The sequence below is a fragment of the Pseudomonas berkeleyensis genome (genome assembly GCF_014109765.1).
In the GTDB taxonomy this organism is placed as follows: domain Bacteria; phylum Pseudomonadota; class Gammaproteobacteria; order Pseudomonadales; family Pseudomonadaceae; genus Aquipseudomonas; species Aquipseudomonas berkeleyensis.
The window spans coordinates 3419157-3435563 of sequence record NZ_CP059139.1 but is presented as its reverse complement, the minus strand read 5'-3'; the positions used below and the strand labels follow the sequence as shown (position 1 = coordinate 3435563).

The following is a 16407-nucleotide window of genomic DNA, read 5'->3' as shown; positions in this document are numbered from 1 at the left end:
TTAAAAAGGAGTTTTCATGGCTTGGCAAATAGTAGCGGCAGCAGTGGGTGGGCTCGCAGTCGGAGTTTGGGGCTGGGTTAAACGCGACAAAGTCGTTGCAGCCTGGGACTCACTAGTGATTGCTCTGAGGGGCAAGAAAGTCACTGTTCTTGGGGCAAGAGGATCGGGTAAAACCACTCTGCTAACTTTCTTGTCTAAAGGCGAGTTGCCCAAAGGCAACGCGCAAACGACATCAGCAAAGCGGGTTGCTGCCAATCGTTTAAAGTTAAAAGATTTGCAGCTTGATTTGAAAGAAACTAAGGACCTTCCTGGTGGTGAAGCAGCCATACAGCAGTGGAAAGAGCTGCATGATGCATCAGATTTTGTTATCTATTTGATTAAAGCCCATGAAATGGATGTGGGGCGAGTAGAGTATGACCTTAAATTGATAAGTGAGTGGCAGGAAAAGCATAAAAGCAAACCTAGGCTGCTAGTTGTTGCTACTCACATGGACCTAGATAAAGGATTCGTTATGCTCAAGGAGAATGAGCAAGGAGATTTCCATGATCGATTTGTCGGGAAGCTTCAGCGTTGCTTTAGTAGCTTCAAGACCATGCCAAGTCTCTATCTGGGCGGCTTAAATAATCAGTCAAATACCGAGGATTTGGTGATTAAAGTTATTGGCTGGATGCACAATGCCTAAGGTCTTGGCGGTATTCGCTCAGGCACTAGATAATCATTCGGATGATCACGTGTTCATGGAGGGTCGGCATCTCCCGAGTAGAGCTGCTGCAGAACGACAGCAAGCATCTGATTTAATATCAACTGTGACCAGTGAAGGTGACAAGGTCTTTGCGTCTGATGGCGTTGAGCTGTTCTGTAGCGGTCCTTTGTGCGTGGTTGAGATTGTTTCAGAACAGTTGGATGCTGCTGGTCGTCTCGCTCCAATATCCGTTTGCATTGATCTGACAGGGGGCGATCAGGTTGCGGATGTGGTTCGGCAGCTAACGGAAATCTCTCATTCGATTGAACGTACGATAAGTCCTGTGTATTTAGATGCTGTTAGTCAGGGCTTGACTGAAGAGCAAAAAAAAAAGCGCCCCATGGGATGTCTCTTCCCATTCCTGTAATGACTGCGTCTCCGTTAGTTGATACTGATTCTTGTAAGGATTCGAGAGAAATGAGTGAGAGTGAATTTCCTGCTTTTCATGGTGCGCGTCGGGCAATAGTGGTCTTGAAGAAAAATGATATCCGCCTTGTTAGAAATGACCCAACCTTTGAAGGCCGAGAGTTCCTTTATGATGACGAGGCATTCGTACTCGAGTATCCGCCAAATGAGGACGAGCTAGGGCAGTCTAAAGCTTTGGAGAATATCGTTTATTCAGATCTGGCGCGACCGGGGGCAGTTTTGGTTCAGAGCCCATATGAGAAAGATTCATATGTCGAGCTTGAGCGAGCAGCTGAAGTTTTTGCTATTGAAAAAATCCACCATTTCTCAAGGCTATGTCAGTTGCTGGGGGCTAATTTTGTTGAAACTGAGCAGGTCGAAATAAAGCGAGAAGGTCAATCGAAAGCATATGATGCGAAAGGCAATATTGGCCCATTAAAAGGTGATGGGAAGATGGCGATGTCAGAGGACCAAAGTCTTACGCGGAAATTTACTATTTCTACAGTAATGGATGGTCGTGAGGCTGATATAGCAGCTGCTGAGAATTTTTTAAGGAGTAAGAGTCTGATGGGTGATAGGGTCATGCGCAGTCTTATAGAGCAGCGAGCAGACGCTACCAATCCCGTTCGCGAGCAGCGAGTTACAATTAGTCTTTCAAGTGAAGCAAAAAGCACATTCAGTATTGTTGGAAGGCTTAATTTGCCAAGTAAGTTTGGTGTTTCGGCAGGGTATAAGAGTGTCGCCACTAGGGAAGAGGAATATTCGTTGACCTTGCTTGTTAAGTTTGATTCTTGAGGTCGCTTTGAGGGCGAGTGATGAGCAAGAAAATTAGTGGTGCCGAATATCCGCTGTCAAAAATATTTAGCTCTGAATTCGACTATGTCATCCCACCTTATCAGCGCCCTTATGCTTGGACAAAAGATCAGGCAGGTGAACTGTTTGATGACCTCTATGATTTTTTTAGGAATGAGGTCGAGGACAGCTACTTTCTGGGATCGATTGTTCTTATTAAGGATGAGGGTAAGCCTGCAGCTGAGGTTATTGACGGGCAGCAGCGTTTAACAACCTTGACGATTTTGCTGTCAGCCCTGACGTCTCTGTTGTCCGGGGACAATCATTCCTCTTTCTACAGTTTTATTCGTGAGCCAGGGAACGTGGCGTTGAAGCTCAATCCCAAGCCTCGTTTGGCACTGCGGGAGAGGGATCGCGGCTTTTTTGCTCAGTATGTGCAAGCGCTTCGATTTGATGATCTGGTACAGATTGATCCTGCTCAACTTGATAATGAGTCGCAGCGAAACATACAAGGAAATGCTCGTCTGCTGAGAGACCGGCTTCAGGAAAAATTTCGAGGTGATGAGGCCGCTTTAGTCGACTTCGGTTCGTTTCTGCTGATGCGCTGCTTTCTGGTTACCGTCACCACCCCAAGTCAACAGTCGGCCTTCAGGGTCTTCTCGGTTTTGAACAACCGAGGCTTGGATCTTCTACCGACAGATATCATTAAAGCGGAGGTCATCGGCAAGCTTCCGGAAGACAAGCGTGAAGCTTTCAATGATCGCTGGGAAGACCTTGAGGTTGCGACCGGCCGCGATGGCTTTAACGAGCTTTTTGGTCATATTCGGATGATCTATGCCCGCTTTAAGGCTCGGCGCATGCTGCTTGAAGAGTTCAAGGATCACGTGCTGAGTCAGGTGACGTCCTCTGAGGCTTTGGTCGATGAGGTGGTTGCGCCCTACGCAGAGGCCTATTTGATCGCCAAACAGTGCCAGTACGTCTCGACTTCATCGGCGGAAAAAATTAACGAGCTGTTCACGTGGCTGAACAGAATTGACAACTCAGACTGGTTACCCGTGGCGATTGCCTTCCTAGCCCGACAAGGCAACGATGCCGCGGCTGTGTTGGACTTCATTTCTCGGCTTGAACGCCTAGCAGCCTTCCTGCACCTGACCGCCAAGAATGTGAACCAGCGTATCGAGCGTTATGCCCTGGTCATCGAGGACATTCTGAAAGGGGTTTACGTCGACAGAGTCGAGCTAACGCCAGGTGAGTGCGCTGAGATGTTGCGAGCTCTGGATGGGAACGTCTATGAGATGACCGCCCGGCGTCGCAACTATTTGATCCTGCGCTTGGACTCATTTGTCTCCGCGATGGCGGCTAACTACACGCCGAATGTCCTGACAATCGAGCACATCCTGCCTCAAACTGTCGATCCTGCTAGTGAGTGGGCAACCACTTGGCCAGACGCCGTTATGCGGATGAAATGGTTGCATCGCTTGGCGAACCTGGTGCCTCTGACGCGTGCCAGAAATTCTAAGGCCCTGAACTATGACTTTGCCAAGAAAAAGTCCGCGTATTTCGCCGGTAGCAGTGGCGTAACGCCGTATGCTTTGACAAGCCAAGTGTTGCACCAGCATGAGTGGACGCCTGCGCAGGTTGAAGCTCGCCAGAAGGATCTTTTGAACGCGCTTTCTGCCAGCTGGCGTTTGGCGTAGCGAATCAGGCATTTTCTGTTTTTAATTGTGAGCAAATTGATGACCGTACTTGAGGCTTTGGCTGCGAGCCTTCGTGCTGCAGCGCAGTACAACGCCAGTTCCCAGGTTGCACCTACAGCGATCCTTTGGCCTGACAAGGATCGCGAGTGGTTGCCTGTGCTTGGTCAACTCCAAAGCGCGCTTCCGGAGCTTTTTTCGCTCGGAAGCTATAAGCCCGATCACCGTCAAGGCCCAGCCATATGGCTCAAGTGCGTAATCGCAGATGCGTTGCCTGAGATCTCTTTACCGGTCGGCCAAACCCCGATCATCTACTTGCCGGGTGTGAGTCGGCAGGATTTGCGGGCGATCACTGCATGTCCTGTAGATCTACAACCATTGGCTGAGCTGCAGTATCGGGGCGTGCTGTGGAGCCAGGTGAACGCCAAGGACTGGACCGTCAATGCATTTCTGATTTCTCGCACTGGTGGCTTGGGGCTGGATGTTGCGCAGGATGCCAAAACCCAAACAGCAATGCTGCGTGCGCTCGAACCATTACTCGATACTGATGTTTCACAGCTCCAAGGCCGACGACTGGAGGCCAGTGACTTCAACCAGCTTCTCAGTACCGATAGCGTACGAGATGTGCTGACGTGGCTCAGTGACAGCCAGGCTGTGCAGGCCAGTTGGGCTGGAGCCCGTTGGGATGCCTTTGTCGGCATCTGCCATAGCGAATTTTTGGTTCATCCCGAGAAAGATGGCGATCTGGTCGCGGCAGAGAATCTTTGCGCCCGGCTGGGGCCCTGGGCACGCGTCTGGGAACGGTTCATTGAGAACACCGCTGCTTTTTCAAGGTTGCCGAGTGTCTTGATGCGCTGCCAGCCAGATCTAGCAGCGGATGTCTCGACCTATCCAAGCTATAACCAGCAGCAGGAAAACGATCTGCTGGCGCAGCTGCGTTCGCTTTCCACTTGCGGTAGCAACGAGCTGCGTAAGGGGCTTATTGACCTTGATGCCCACCACGGTGTGCGTCGGTCATGGGTATGGGCCGAGATGGGGTTAGCGCCTATTGCCCAGTTGCTCGAGCCGCTGGTGCTGATTGCTAAAACAGTTGCTGGCAGTGGTCTTTCCGGCACTACCCCCGAGGAAATGGCCGAGCATTATCGGAGCCATTATTGGATCGTTGACGATGCTCAGCTTCGAGCCCTGGCGATGGCCCGAGAGCCGTCAGTTCAGTTGGTGGTGAGGGATATCCTTAACAGCCTGTATACGCCCTGGCTGCACGAGACGGCGCTGAACTTCCAGCAGCTGGTGAGAGCGAAAGGCTACCCAGGGAGCGACGGTGTCAATGAAGCTGTTGCCACCTATCAAACCTCCAGTGAGGTCGTTTTCTTTGTCGATGGACTGCGCTATGACGTAGCGCAGCGTTTGGCAGTTCGTCTGCAAAGCTTGGGTGATGTTAGGCAGCGGACAAATTGGGCTGCGCTGCCTTCGGTGACGGCCACGGCTAAAGCTGCCGTGATGCCGATTCATCATCAGGTAACGGGGCGTACAACCGATACTGACTTCCAGCCCAGCTTGAAGACTGAGGACAAGCCGCTGAGCGCTTATTACTTCCGCAAGTTAATGGAAGAGGGCGGTTGGCAAGTCCTGGGGGCTGAGGAGAATGGTGATCCGCAAGGATTGGCCTGGGTGCAAACCGGCAATATCGATGAAGCAGGCCACACAGACAATCTGCGTCTGGCAGGCCGGATTGATTCTCTGCTGCAGGACGTATACCTGCGCGTTGAGGAGCTGCTGCAGGCCGGCTGGCGAAAAATCCGTATCGTCACGGATCACGGTTGGCTTTTGACGCCACAGCCGATGGCTAAAGTCGATCTACCCAAGCACCTTGCAGAAGTGCGCTGGGCTCGCTGTGCTGAAATCAAGGGCACCGTCCAGACCTCTCTGCCCACCGTCAATTGGCGCTGGAATCTAGAGCAAACCATTGCCGTTGCACCTGGAGCCAGTGCCTTCCTTGCTGGGCGTCACTACGATCACGGCGGTTTGAGCCTGCAGGAGTGTTTGACGCCAATCATCGAGGTGCTCAGCACCGCTGCGCCGTCGTTGAAGCTCAGTGCCGCCGCTATCACAAAGGTGCAGTGGTTGGGCTTGACCTGTCGCGTAGAGGTACAAAGTACAGCCGCTGATCTGAGTGTCGATCTGCGCAGTAGCCCTGCGGATCCGGCAAGCTCGCTTGTGCGTGCCAAAAGCCTCAAGGGGGGCAAGTGCAGCCTGCCGGTGGAGGACGATGATCGGGAGGGGGATGCAGTCATCGTAGTTGTTCTAGACAGCGCGGGGAATGTGCTCGCTAAGCAGGCGACCTTGGTTGGAGAAGAAGCGTGATCGAACTGGACATTCTTGACTCGAAAGCTGCGGCAGCCTTTGAGGGATATATCGTCCGCAAAGATCTGGTTAGGACCTTTGCCAGGCAATTCCCTGTGCCGACCTATGTTGTCGAGTTTTTGTTGGGCCGATACTGCGCCAGCACCGATCCTGATGAGATCGAAGAGGGTATCGAGATCGTAGAGCGTCAGCTCTCCTCCCGGACCGTTAAGGCCGGCGAGGAGGAGCTGTTCAAGGCACGTGCATACAAGAACGGCACGGTGAAGTTGATTGATCTTGTGAGTGCGCGCTTCAGTCAGAAAGACAACGGTTATCTCGCAAGTCTGCCCAGCGTGCAGCTCACAAACGTTCGCATCGCAGACAAGTTAGTGGACGATAACGAACGCCTTCTCACGGGTGGTTTCTATGCGGAAATCACGCTGGAGTACGACCCCGCGATAGCGGAGGAGCGAGGCAATCCGTTTGGCGTGCAAGACCTGCGGCCCATTCAGCTTTCGAAGCGCGATGTGCTCGACACCCTTGGAGAGGCGCGAAAGTCTTTCAGTAGTGAGGAGTGGAAGGATTTTCTGCTTAGATCTATCGGCCTCGAGCCTGAGAGACTGGATGCCCGAGCCAAGGATGCGCTACTGCTCCGCATGGTTCCTTTCGTTGAACGGAACTACAACCTGGTTGAGCTGGGGCCGCGCGGTACGGGTAAGAGCCATCTGTTTCAACAGGTCTCTCCCTATGCGCATCTAATCTCAGGTGGCAAGGCAACTATTGCCAAGATGTTCGTCAACAACGCCAGTGGACAGCGAGGTTTGGTGTGTCAGTACGACGTGGTCTGCTTTGACGAGATCAGCGGTATTTCCTTCGACTCGAAGGAAGGCATCAACATCATGAAAGGGTACATGGAGTCTGGCGAATTCAGCCGCGGTAAGGAGAGCATCCGTGCCGATGGTTCGCTGGTCTTCGTGGGAAATTTCGATGTAGACGTTGAGCATCAGCAGCGAGTGGGGCATCTGTTTGGGCCGCTGCCTCAGGAAATGCGTGATGACACCGCCTGGATGGACCGGATTCACTGCTTCCTACCTGGCTGGGATGTGCCCAAGATGAATCGCGAGCTGACCACCGATCATTTCGGGTTAGTGAGTGATTTCTTCTCGGAGTGCTTGAGCCGTCTTCGCTATGAGAGCAGGGTCAGTGCGCTGCAGAACCGAGTCCATCTGGGCGGCGCTTTGAGCGGCCGAGATACCAATGCGGTGAACAAGACGGTGTCCGGACTTCTCAAGCTGCTCTATCCCGATTCATCTCAGACGATTTCAGATGAAGACCTTGAGTGGGCAACGCGCCTTGCTCTTGAGGTGCGCCGCCGGGTCAAAGAGCAGCAGAAGCGTATTGGTTCTGCTGAGTTTCGAAACACCCACTTCAGCTACTTCATTGGTGATGACGGTGTCGAGAAATTCGTTGCGACCCCTGAGCTGCGTGCGGATAACGAGATCGGGGATGACCCCCTAGAGCCTGGCCAGATCTGGACAATCAGTGAGGGCGGGGCAGAAATCGATGATAACGCGGGCCTGTACCGGATTGAGGTCAACGAAGGGCCAGGTTCTGGGGTGAAGATCCTCAATAATCCAGTGCCGCCAGCTTTCAAAGAGTCGGTCCGCTACGCAGAGCAAAACCTGTACGCTCGTGCCTCACAACTGATTGGAGATCGCGATCCTCGCGCGCATGAGTTCACTGTCCAGCTGCGCGCTTTTGATGCGGCCAAGCGCGGCTCCAAGCTCGGTGTCGCGGCTCTGATTGCGATGTGTAGCAGCCTGCTGAAGAAGTCTGTTCGGGGCGGGTTGATTGTGGTGGGCGAGATCAACCTAGGTGGGTCTATCGAGCCTGTGCTTAACCCGGTGAGCATCGCCGAGTTGGCGGTAGAGAAGGGGGCTAGTGCCCTACTGATGCCGGTCACCTGCCGGCGTCAGCTCTATGACCTGTCTGATGACATGGCCACGAAGATTGATATCCAGTTCTATCAGGATGCTAGGGACGCGTTTTTGAAGGCGATTGTGGAGTAGGTTGTAAGTCAGTCGTGTCCATGATCCTCGCTAGTTACCGAGCTCGATCGTGCAGTGGAAGGTAGGGCTTTGTTGGTATTGGTCTTCCAAGCCCTTTAAGCTGTTGTAATCAGAGAGTTGAATAATTGGGGGCTTCCTGAGGTAACAGATTCCTCAGCTCAGGAAGCTTCCTGGCCTACTTACCAGCTTTCGACAAATCTCTGTTGAAGCGCTTTCAAGCGTGCCGGCAGGGCATGATGGCAGGTCACTCCCAGATATGTTGCGGCTCGGGTTGCGCCAACATACAAGTAGCGCTCGAATAGTTCTGGCTTCGTCGTCGCGAGTTCGTCGACACCGACAAAGAAGACCGCCTCGAACTCAAGACCCTTGATATGCTGCATATCGAACACACGGACGTCCGTCTCGTCTCCCAAGGTCTGGCCGTCGACACACGCGACTGCACGCAGGTTTATGGACTCCAGCTGCTCCGTTAGGGCTTCAGCCATCGGCTTCACATGTTTTTCCGAGGGAACCAACACGGCAATGCTCGGCATTTCACGAACCAGCCGCTCAATCTCACCAATTCGATCCGCCAGCCAGCTGGAGATAGACTTGCTATCAAGATTCTCTGCCAGGGCCGGCATAACTCCTTCGTGGGTTGAATGCTCTGGCAGGTTGCCGGAAGCCTCAAGGTCGCCCCCCATCAGGCTAAGCAGCTCGCTGGCGAATGCGTTCAACAGTCGGCTCTGTCGATACACCGTGTTGATGCGCCGATACCTCAGGCGATCAGATATCCATTGCAATTGCTCAAGATTTCGCAGGCCATTGCCGGTGATCCGCTGGTTGAAGTCCCCGCAAGCAAAGAACGATCTGGTGCGAGGGTCGCTCAAGTTTTCCATGCAGGCGAGCTGAAGCGCTGAAAAGTCGGTCGCTTCATCGACCAGTACCTGGTACTGAAATTGGTTCGAGATTCTGAGTAGCTCGGTAAACCTAGGTTGATCGAGATGGCGCCTCACGAAGTCCTGTTGGATCAGCTCTCGAGCCGAGCTGAGCATCAGAAGGAGAATCGCGTCGAGTTCTGTAGTGTCGATGTGGGTAGGGCTTTCAGGGCGTTGATATCCGTACGTCTGATCAAGAAGGCACTGACGACGAAACGCTCGGTAACTGATCGGAACGTCCAAAACGTAGCGTTTCCAGGCATTACGGAAACGGCGTAGCGCATTCTGGAAGGTCATCTCGCCGCCCAGGCTCTTCAGCCACTCATCTGAGGGCACGCGTTCGTCGAGCCAGTCCCGAATGCGTGCAGCCCGACTGGTCTTGCCCAGACTACGTCCGCGGTAGCGGCTGCGGGCATAGCTTTGTAAGAAGCGTTGGAATGCCAAGAACGCTTTCTGCACCTCATTATGCGAAGGCTGTGTAGTTTCTTCGCCGCTATCGTCATCAAACTCTTCGCCGTCATCATCTTCGTCGTCGCTTTGCCCGAGCGAATCCAAAAAACTGGCGAGTTCAGAAAATACTTTTTTATTCTTGTTGTAGAGAAGGTTGCCTTGTTCTCTGATGAGTTTGTCTGTCTTCTCGCGGCTTGCCCTAAGCAATGGCTCGATCCGATCTTCCAAATCATTCCAGGCAGCATAGGCTTCGAGCAATTGCCCTGATTCTGTATTCGGGACCGCGCTCAGTACTTGATCAACAACTGGTCGGGTATGCTCTGGAGCCGAGTCACTAAGTAGGGCCGCACCCTCCTGCAAGTCTTTGATAATCCGGTGACGATGAAAAGCTTTAACTGCATCGAACCAATGGCAAGGGTCGTCGATGGTCTCCGTACCGCAATGATGGCGGTCTTCTTTGAGGATGAACGTGCCGCCGGTATTGGTTTTCAAGATGCCGAATACTGATCTTGCTAGCTCATGTCGGCGCTTAGCCCAAGTCTTAATGTGTTCATCGGAGGCCGGGACATTTTCTCGGCTGAAGGCTTCCTTGACGTAATGCTTGAGGAGTTCCGAAGGGGTGAACATCACCCAGCGTGAGCGGTAATGGGCTGCATTCAGCAAGGAGCGTTCGTGCTCGTCCAAAGCCTCCCAGTCAAGCTTCTGACCTAGGCGTTTAATCAGCGTGGTGGTCTTGCCGGTGCCCGGTGGGCCAAGAATGATCAATTGACGATCAATCGGTAAGCGGAAAATATCGTCCTGGAATTTATCCAGGATCGCCTGGTCACGCAGCGCCATGGCACTACGAATCTGGTGCCTTAGACCTTCGACGAATTTTTGTTCGTCGTCAGTGTTTCCAGCCAGCATTGCCGCAAAATCGTCCTGATCATGGGGCGCGATCAGCTTGCGTAAAGAGGGGATGGTCTGGGGCGGTTCATCCTCACGTCGCCAAATTCCCCCGATAGAGTCCCACTGACCATCAGCCTTGTTGGGCTTCAGCTCCAGGTTTTCTAGAACGCGCAGTACAACCCGTGTGTCACCGATCTGAACTTCCACTTCGTCACCGGCGCCGCGGGAGGCCAGACGACCAAGATCAGTTCGATAGCTTGCGAGTTTCGCCCCGTTCAGCGAGATTCCTGTTGTACGACAGATATAGTAGGTATCTATTTCGCCATCGTCCCTCTCAACGGTGACGCGGGAAATGGCTGGTTCGCGAACCAGGTTAAGAAGCGACTGGGTCACGCTGTCGGTGATAGCGGCGATGCGATCAACAACCGTGGAGCCGTTAAATGTGTTGATTGCAGCTAAGGCGCCCGTAGCATCGCTGCCCCGGTTGGCCAATTTTTCGGAGGCGCGGTTCTCGATTTCCTGAATGACGCCCAGCGCGTTATTGGCAAGTTCGACTGCTTCGCTTGCACTCATTGAGGCTCTCCCTGTTCTAGTTTTCCGTGCCTCAAAGTTTTGAAGGCAGTGGTATGCGGAACCCTGCTCTGCGCCGAGGCCAATGTTTAAACCGCTAAACCATATCTGCTTCGCGGGCACAGAGCCAGCATGGCTATGCGTACATGTAAAGAAATTCTGCAGGTCCGATTGAATGCCAGGTACCGATCCAGAGCATTTTGACAAACGACAAGCTACGAGCGGTCGGTCTCCATAAAGGAGCAAGCAGCCTAGTCTGTTGAGCGGGATGCCAAAATTACGTCCAAACGGTCTCCCAAAATGCCCCAGGCCTCGGTTTTCTCCTTCGCATAGTCGTGGTGTAGATAGTGCCGGCGTACCTTGGATCCGCCTAGCAGGTGGTTCTGGCAGCGGTCAATGATCTCCAGTGTGACACCCAGCTCTTGCATCATGGTCGCACCAGTACGGCGCAAGTCATGTGGTGTCCATTCACCTTTGGTGCCATTGCTCAGTACCAACGAGTCGTCGTGATGGCGGCCCGCCAGAGGCTTGCTGCGGTTCTTGAAACGGCACTGTCGGTCTCCGATGAGCTTGCTGACCGTCTTGGTGTCGACGTGGTTTTCTCCATCCTTGCTGGGGAAGCAGAACGGTGTATCGCTGGTTTCTTTGTGCAGTCGCTTGAATTGCTTAAGAGCAAAGGCTGAAAGAAAGACGTGGTGATCCTGGCGCTTACCCTTATGGCCCTTGGTCGCTTCGGCCGGGATGAACCAAGTGCCTTTCTCCAGATCCACGTGGCGCCATTCGGATTTGAGTAGCTCGCCGATACGGCAAAGCGTACTCAAGCAGATCCATACAGCACACTGGACACGTAGGTTGACTGGGCGAATGCCTGAGTATTTCTGGCCGGCGGGTAGCGCCTCATAGTCACGCTCAAGGCGTTCGAAGATATCGCGTAGCTCGCGGATCTCATCCGGCGCAAGCAGGCGGTCGCGTTGTTCTTCGTAGTCGTGGTCGAGCAGCTTGTTGACGTCGATCAGGTCGGCGGGGTTGCCGTCTGCCATCAGGGTGCGCCACGGCTTACGCTTTTCTCCCCAGCGCAGCATCTGACCGATGTCCTTGCTGCGGATCACGACCGTACGGTTCAGGCCGCGTGCTTTGACTGAGCGTAGAACGGTGAGTAAATCTTTCTCTGTCAGGCTGCGTAGCGGCTTCTTGCCAATGAGGGGGAGCACGTCTTTTTTGAAGCTGCGGATCAGTTCAGCATTGCCATCCTGCCGAGAAACGCCGTCGCGTATCCATTCGCCAAACAGGTCTGCCACTGTTTTGTTTTCGGCGGCTTCACGTTCGGCCTCAGCAATCGTAGCGACAATGGCCGCTTGTGCCTCGATCCGTGCGGCTTTGGCGGCAAGGGTAGGGTGCAGGCCTTTCGTAACCAGAGTCCGGGCTTCGTCTCGCTCAGCTCGGATTTGCGCCAGGCTTTTCTTCGGCCAACTGCCCAGTCGCTTTCTGGTTCTGGAGCCATCCAGTTTGAATTCATAGCTGAATTGAACAGTGACTCCGCGTACGCCAGCTCGCACCTCGGCCACCAGCCCTCCATCCTCTCGGAAGACCTTTCCATGATCTTCAGCTGTGAAAGCCTCCAGTTGCTTGATCGTCAGCTTGGCCACACTCTACCCCTAGTAAAATTTTTCGCGTCCGAATTTTGTGCCACTTTTGTGCCACCGAAACGCTTGGCTGCTGGTGGACGATAGTGGACGCCACGGGAAGGTAAAATAGCCTGAAAGCCCCGTAATTACTAGGTTATAGGTTGTTTGCGGTTGTCTATGGTGATCTATGGAAATCCACTAAATAAGCGCATGGGGTGCAAGGGGTCGAGTGTTCGAATCACTCCGTCCCGACCAAAAAACCCTAAAAATCCAGCCATCTAACGATGGCTGGATTTTTTATGTACAATGGTTTTTAGACGCTCCTGAATTTTGCCCCACTTTTTGCCACATCGGCGGTTTTTGCTGCACTCTATCGAGTGAGAGGCTATGAGCCAGTTGTTCCTGTGGGCTTCGATTCTGCTGGCCGACGGAGCGATGCTTGACTTCAGCTCTGTCGAGGCCGCTTGCGCTCATCGAGCACGCAAATCTACGAGATGACGGGCTCTAGAAATCCCTGGCCGATGAACTTGGAGCAAACCTCCGGCACTTGTGCCTGAGGGCTGGACTCATAAGGTGAAGTGCCGCTCTAGCGAGGTGTTGAGTGCGCCACTCCTTCTTGCTGATGGGTACCAAACGCATCCACTTGAGTTGCATCGAGCCTCGGCAAAACCGGAAGCTTGAGTGAGTCCTGGCCCCTCGTGCCATGACAGCCTTCCAACGGGAGTTACTATGACCCGTCTCCGCTTTATCCCCAGCCAACTGACACGTTCCCCACATACGAACGAAGCGCTACTCGCCATTGCCCTTTGGCCTGCGCTGTTCGCGGTCGGCTGCTGGCAAACGCCACAGATCGCCCAGTTCCTGAACGCTCAAGGGCTTGAGATCAGCTCGTTGCAGGTTTTTCTGGCAGGTTTTGGGGCCTACCTGTTTTTGCTCGGCAAGCACCGAATATTCAACCGCCGCCATTTCGTGCGCCACGCAGTCGAGATTGCCTGGTACCGCCGGCTGTGCGAGGTTGAGCAGGATATAGTTGCCGCAGGCCAGGCTGGTACCGATGCGCACAAGGCTGTGATGAGCGAGATAGTGCAGCTTCACAAGGAACTGGGTTTCCTGATCGAAGCGGACAACTTCTATCGCAAGCTGAGAGTCTTGATCAGTGTGATGAGCTGGCTGCGCAGCAAGCTCAAATAACTCAAGTCTTCACCGGCAAAACACAGTCCGGGTTCGCAGCACTGAACTCGGCTTCTACACGTACCCGATCAGGCAGCTCAATCACGACCATGACAACCGAGCTAAACACTCACGACATCAGGCGACTCACCCGTCTCGCACTGCCTGCTGACGATGGATACATCTACCGACTAGGGGCGCGCTGTATGGCTGGTCTGCCCCTGAACTGGTGGACAGCGATTGGCTGGACAAAGACTCCCTGTTTCATCGCGCTGGGCGACACGCTTGAAAGGCGTCGCATCCGTTATATTGCATTCATGCGCCAAGCCGTTCCATCAAGTGCGATTGATTTGATTCGTGCAGCACTGCAGAGGGAAGCTAACCGGAAGTGCTCGTTTCGTGGATGAAATAGAGAGAATCCAAGGTCTTCGGGTTGAACTATGCGGTCAGGGCAGGCCTAAGCGGAAGCTCGAAAAATAAATCTGTCCCTTTTTCTCCTGTGCCAGGGAGCCCGCCTGGTCATCTCCCGCCTACTCCGCCTCCAGCGACGATTCCTCCCGAGGATCACCGAGCACGAAGGTTTCGCCGGTGACCGCCGTCAGCCAGCCCGTGCCCATGTTGCGTAGCAGCCATTGCCATTGGCCGTAGCGGCTGGTCAGTGTGCCTGTGGCGTAGCAGGGACCGTAGAGGTACCAGTCGTGTTCCTGGCGGTTGGTGATGACGATGGCGTGGCGTAGGAAATCGGCGACTTCCTCCGCGCTCACGCTGTAGTCCTTGCAACTGTCCACGGCCGTGTTGGGGCCCTGGCCGATCTCGAGGACTTCGATCTGCTCCACTGGCCCGATCACCGTCATCACTTCATCGGCCAGCAGCGGTGCGGCCAGCAGTTGCAGGCTCAGGCCCAGCATCCATCCTTTCATCTGTGCATCGTCCCTTGGTGGCTGCCTTCAAGTGGTCGCCGCGACTATAGCGGGCAGCGGCCGCCTTCGGTATGACCGGCTTCAAGGATGCGTGGTTTGTTCAAGCCCGAAGCGGGTGCCTGGTCGCAGGCTGTGTGCTCCGATCTTCAAGGAGAACACCATGAGCCATGCACTGCTTCGTTATCTCTACGCCCCCTGTTTCAGCTTCGGCCTGAGCGCCCTGGCGATCTGTCTGGTGGGCTACTGGCACTTGGGTCTGTGGTGCCTGCCGGTTCTGCTGTTGCTGGCCATCGGCCTGTCTGCGTTGGTCGAGGCGCAGGTGCCTTATCAGCCCGAATGGAATCAGCCGCGCCACGATGCGTGGCGTGACCGCTGGCATGCATTGGTCAACGAAACACTGAACAGCCTGGGCGTGCTGAGCATCCCGCTGCTCGCAACGCTGCTACCTACCCTAGAGCTCTGGCCACATGCCTGGCCGTTCTGGTTGCAGGTGCTGATGGCGATCGTTGTCGCCGACCTTGGCATCACCCTGATGCACTGGCTCAGTCACCGCAGTGCCTGGCTCTGGCGCCTGCACGCCGTGCATCACTCGGTGCGGCGCATGTATGGCCTCAACGGATTGATGAAGCATCCGCTGCATCTGGGGCTGGAGGCACTGGCCGGCACGCTGCCGCTGATACTGCTGGGCATGCCGGTGGATATCGCTGGCGTTCTGGCGTTCGCTATCGGCGTGCAGTTGTTGTTGCAACACAGCAATGTCGACATGCGGATTGGCCCGTTGTGCCACCTGTTCGCCTGGGCGCCCGTGCACCGTTTTCATCACCTGCGTTATGGCCGGGCGGGGGATGTGAATTTCGCGCTGTTCTTCAGTTTCTGGGATCGTCTGCTGGGCACGGCCTTTCACGCCGATTACCAGGTAGCCAGTGATGATCTGGGGATCGGTAGTCAGCCGGACTACCCGGACGATTATCTGGCGCAGTTGGCCGAGCCCTTCGTCGACCGCGCCGGGCACGTCGCTGTGCCCGTTCTGCCGGTCGGTTTGCGCCGCTCAGTCGATCAGTTGTAGTTGCAGGTTGTGCAGTGTTCGCGCTTGGATGCCGAACAGGCTGCGCACCGTGCGCGAGAAGTGTGCCGAGTCAGCGAAGTTTGCCGCATGGGCAGCGTCGGTGAGGTTACTGCCCCGCAGCACCATGGCCAGCGCCAGGCGTAGGCGCCGCCAGAGCACCAGTCGGCGGATGGAGAGGCCGACCTGATCACCGAACAGGCGCTCCAGTTGGCTGAGCGACAAGCGAACCTGGCTCGCCAGATCGAGGGCATCGATCTTTTCCAGCAACAGTGCATCGATGCCGAGCAGAGCCTGTTCCACCCGGCGATCCAGTGTTGGCCTCGGCCAATTACGCAATTGCTCGATGAGTGCCTGCGGCGTTGTCGGGGCTTCGACTTGCCAGCCCTGCAGTTGCGCCAGGTGGAACGCCAGAGGTTCGGCGTACAACGCCAGCATCGGCTGGCCTGGCTCGATGAAGGCATGCAGTTGCATCGAGGGCACCAGCAGGCGCCGGCCCTGCACGAGCTTGCCATCGACCATCAGACGTAGCTCGCCGTCGTGGACCAGCATCAACTGGTGGGCGTAATGGGCGTGCGCCTGGGTATCGCCCGCACAGCCGTCGAGCAGGCAATAGTCCCTGGCCAGCCAGAGGCGCCCTTGCCAGCCGGTGCTCATGGGCTTTCCCGCGCGAGGTTGGCGAGGTCAACGAGTGCTGCGTTCATACGGGGTATGCCGGAGTGATTCCGCGCCGATCATACCTGCTGAAGCCGCGTGTAT

Annotated in this window: 12 protein-coding genes; 8 read left to right on the top strand and 4 right to left on the bottom strand. The window is 54.8% G+C overall.

The window, feature by feature from the left end; genetic code table 11:
* Window positions 1-16 precede the first annotated feature (16 nt).
* From HS968_RS15935 to brxL, 6 genes are read left to right on the top strand one after another with little or no spacing between them, the layout of a single operon-like run.
* The gene (locus HS968_RS15935) at window positions 17-682 is read left to right on the top strand and encodes a GTPase domain-containing protein (protein WP_088135365.1); all 666 of its coding nucleotides are present in this window, start codon (window positions 17-19) and stop codon (window positions 680-682) included.
* Window positions 675-1109 (top strand): hypothetical protein, encoded by a 435-nt coding sequence (locus HS968_RS15930; RefSeq protein ID WP_182367096.1) that lies wholly within the window; start codon window positions 675-677, stop codon window positions 1107-1109. The genes HS968_RS15935 and HS968_RS15930 overlap by 8 nt, the downstream gene beginning before the upstream one ends.
* Window positions 1110-1159: 50 nt before the next feature.
* Window positions 1160-1942 (top strand): hypothetical protein, encoded by a 783-nt coding sequence (locus tag HS968_RS15925; protein ID WP_182367093.1) that lies wholly within the window; start codon window positions 1160-1162, stop codon window positions 1940-1942.
* A gap of 20 nt (window positions 1943-1962) precedes the next feature.
* On the top strand, window positions 1963-3636 hold the full coding sequence (locus HS968_RS15920) for a DUF262 domain-containing protein (protein ID WP_182367090.1): 1674 nt from the start codon (window positions 1963-1965) through the stop codon (window positions 3634-3636).
* A gap of 39 nt (window positions 3637-3675) precedes the next feature.
* Window positions 3676-5997 carry a BREX-1 system phosphatase PglZ type B gene (gene pglZ, locus HS968_RS15915; RefSeq protein ID WP_182367087.1) on the top strand — a complete coding sequence of 774 codons (2322 nt, stop codon included), beginning with the start codon at window positions 3676-3678 and terminating at the stop codon, window positions 5995-5997.
* A complete protein-coding gene (gene brxL, locus HS968_RS15910) occupies window positions 5994-8045 on the top strand; it encodes a protease Lon-related BREX system protein BrxL (protein ID WP_202884191.1) in 2052 nt (683 codons plus the stop codon). The genes pglZ and brxL overlap by 4 nt, the downstream gene beginning before the upstream one ends.
* A gap of 179 nt (window positions 8046-8224) precedes the next feature.
* Here the strand turns inward: brxL and HS968_RS15905 are convergent, their stop codons facing one another.
* Both HS968_RS15905 and HS968_RS15900 read right to left on the bottom strand, forming a co-directional pair.
* Entirely contained in the window at window positions 8225-10873 is a 2649-nt protein-coding gene (locus HS968_RS15905; RefSeq protein ID WP_182367085.1) for an ATP-binding domain-containing protein, read from the bottom strand.
* Between the two features lie 248 nt (window positions 10874-11121).
* Window positions 11122-12516: a tyrosine-type recombinase/integrase gene (locus HS968_RS15900; protein ID WP_182367082.1), complete on the bottom strand. Its 1395-nt coding sequence runs from the start codon at window positions 12514-12516 to the stop codon at window positions 11122-11124.
* A 708-nt stretch (window positions 12517-13224) separates the two neighbouring features.
* Here HS968_RS15900 and HS968_RS15895 point away from each other — a divergent pair.
* Window positions 13225-13686, top strand: coding sequence for a hypothetical protein (locus tag HS968_RS15895; protein ID WP_182367080.1), 462 nt, complete (start codon window positions 13225-13227; stop codon window positions 13684-13686).
* 509 nt (window positions 13687-14195) lie between these two features.
* On the opposite strand, the gene HS968_RS15890 is transcribed toward HS968_RS15895, so the two are convergent.
* On the bottom strand, window positions 14196-14585 hold the full coding sequence (locus HS968_RS15890; protein ID WP_182367078.1) for a hypothetical protein: 390 nt from the start codon (window positions 14583-14585) through the stop codon (window positions 14196-14198).
* A 160-nt stretch (window positions 14586-14745) separates the two neighbouring features.
* Here HS968_RS15890 and HS968_RS15885 point away from each other — a divergent pair, with 160 nt between their 5' ends.
* Complete coding sequence (locus HS968_RS15885; RefSeq protein WP_182367076.1) at window positions 14746-15651, top strand: sterol desaturase family protein; 906 nt, start codon at window positions 14746-14748, stop codon at window positions 15649-15651.
* Here HS968_RS15885 and HS968_RS15880 read toward each other — a convergent pair.
* Window positions 15634-16305: a helix-turn-helix transcriptional regulator gene (locus HS968_RS15880; RefSeq protein ID WP_182367074.1), complete on the bottom strand. Its 672-nt coding sequence runs from the start codon at window positions 16303-16305 to the stop codon at window positions 15634-15636. The two genes, HS968_RS15885 and HS968_RS15880, sit on opposite strands and share 18 nt — an antisense overlap.
* Window positions 16306-16407: the final 102 nt, after the last annotated feature.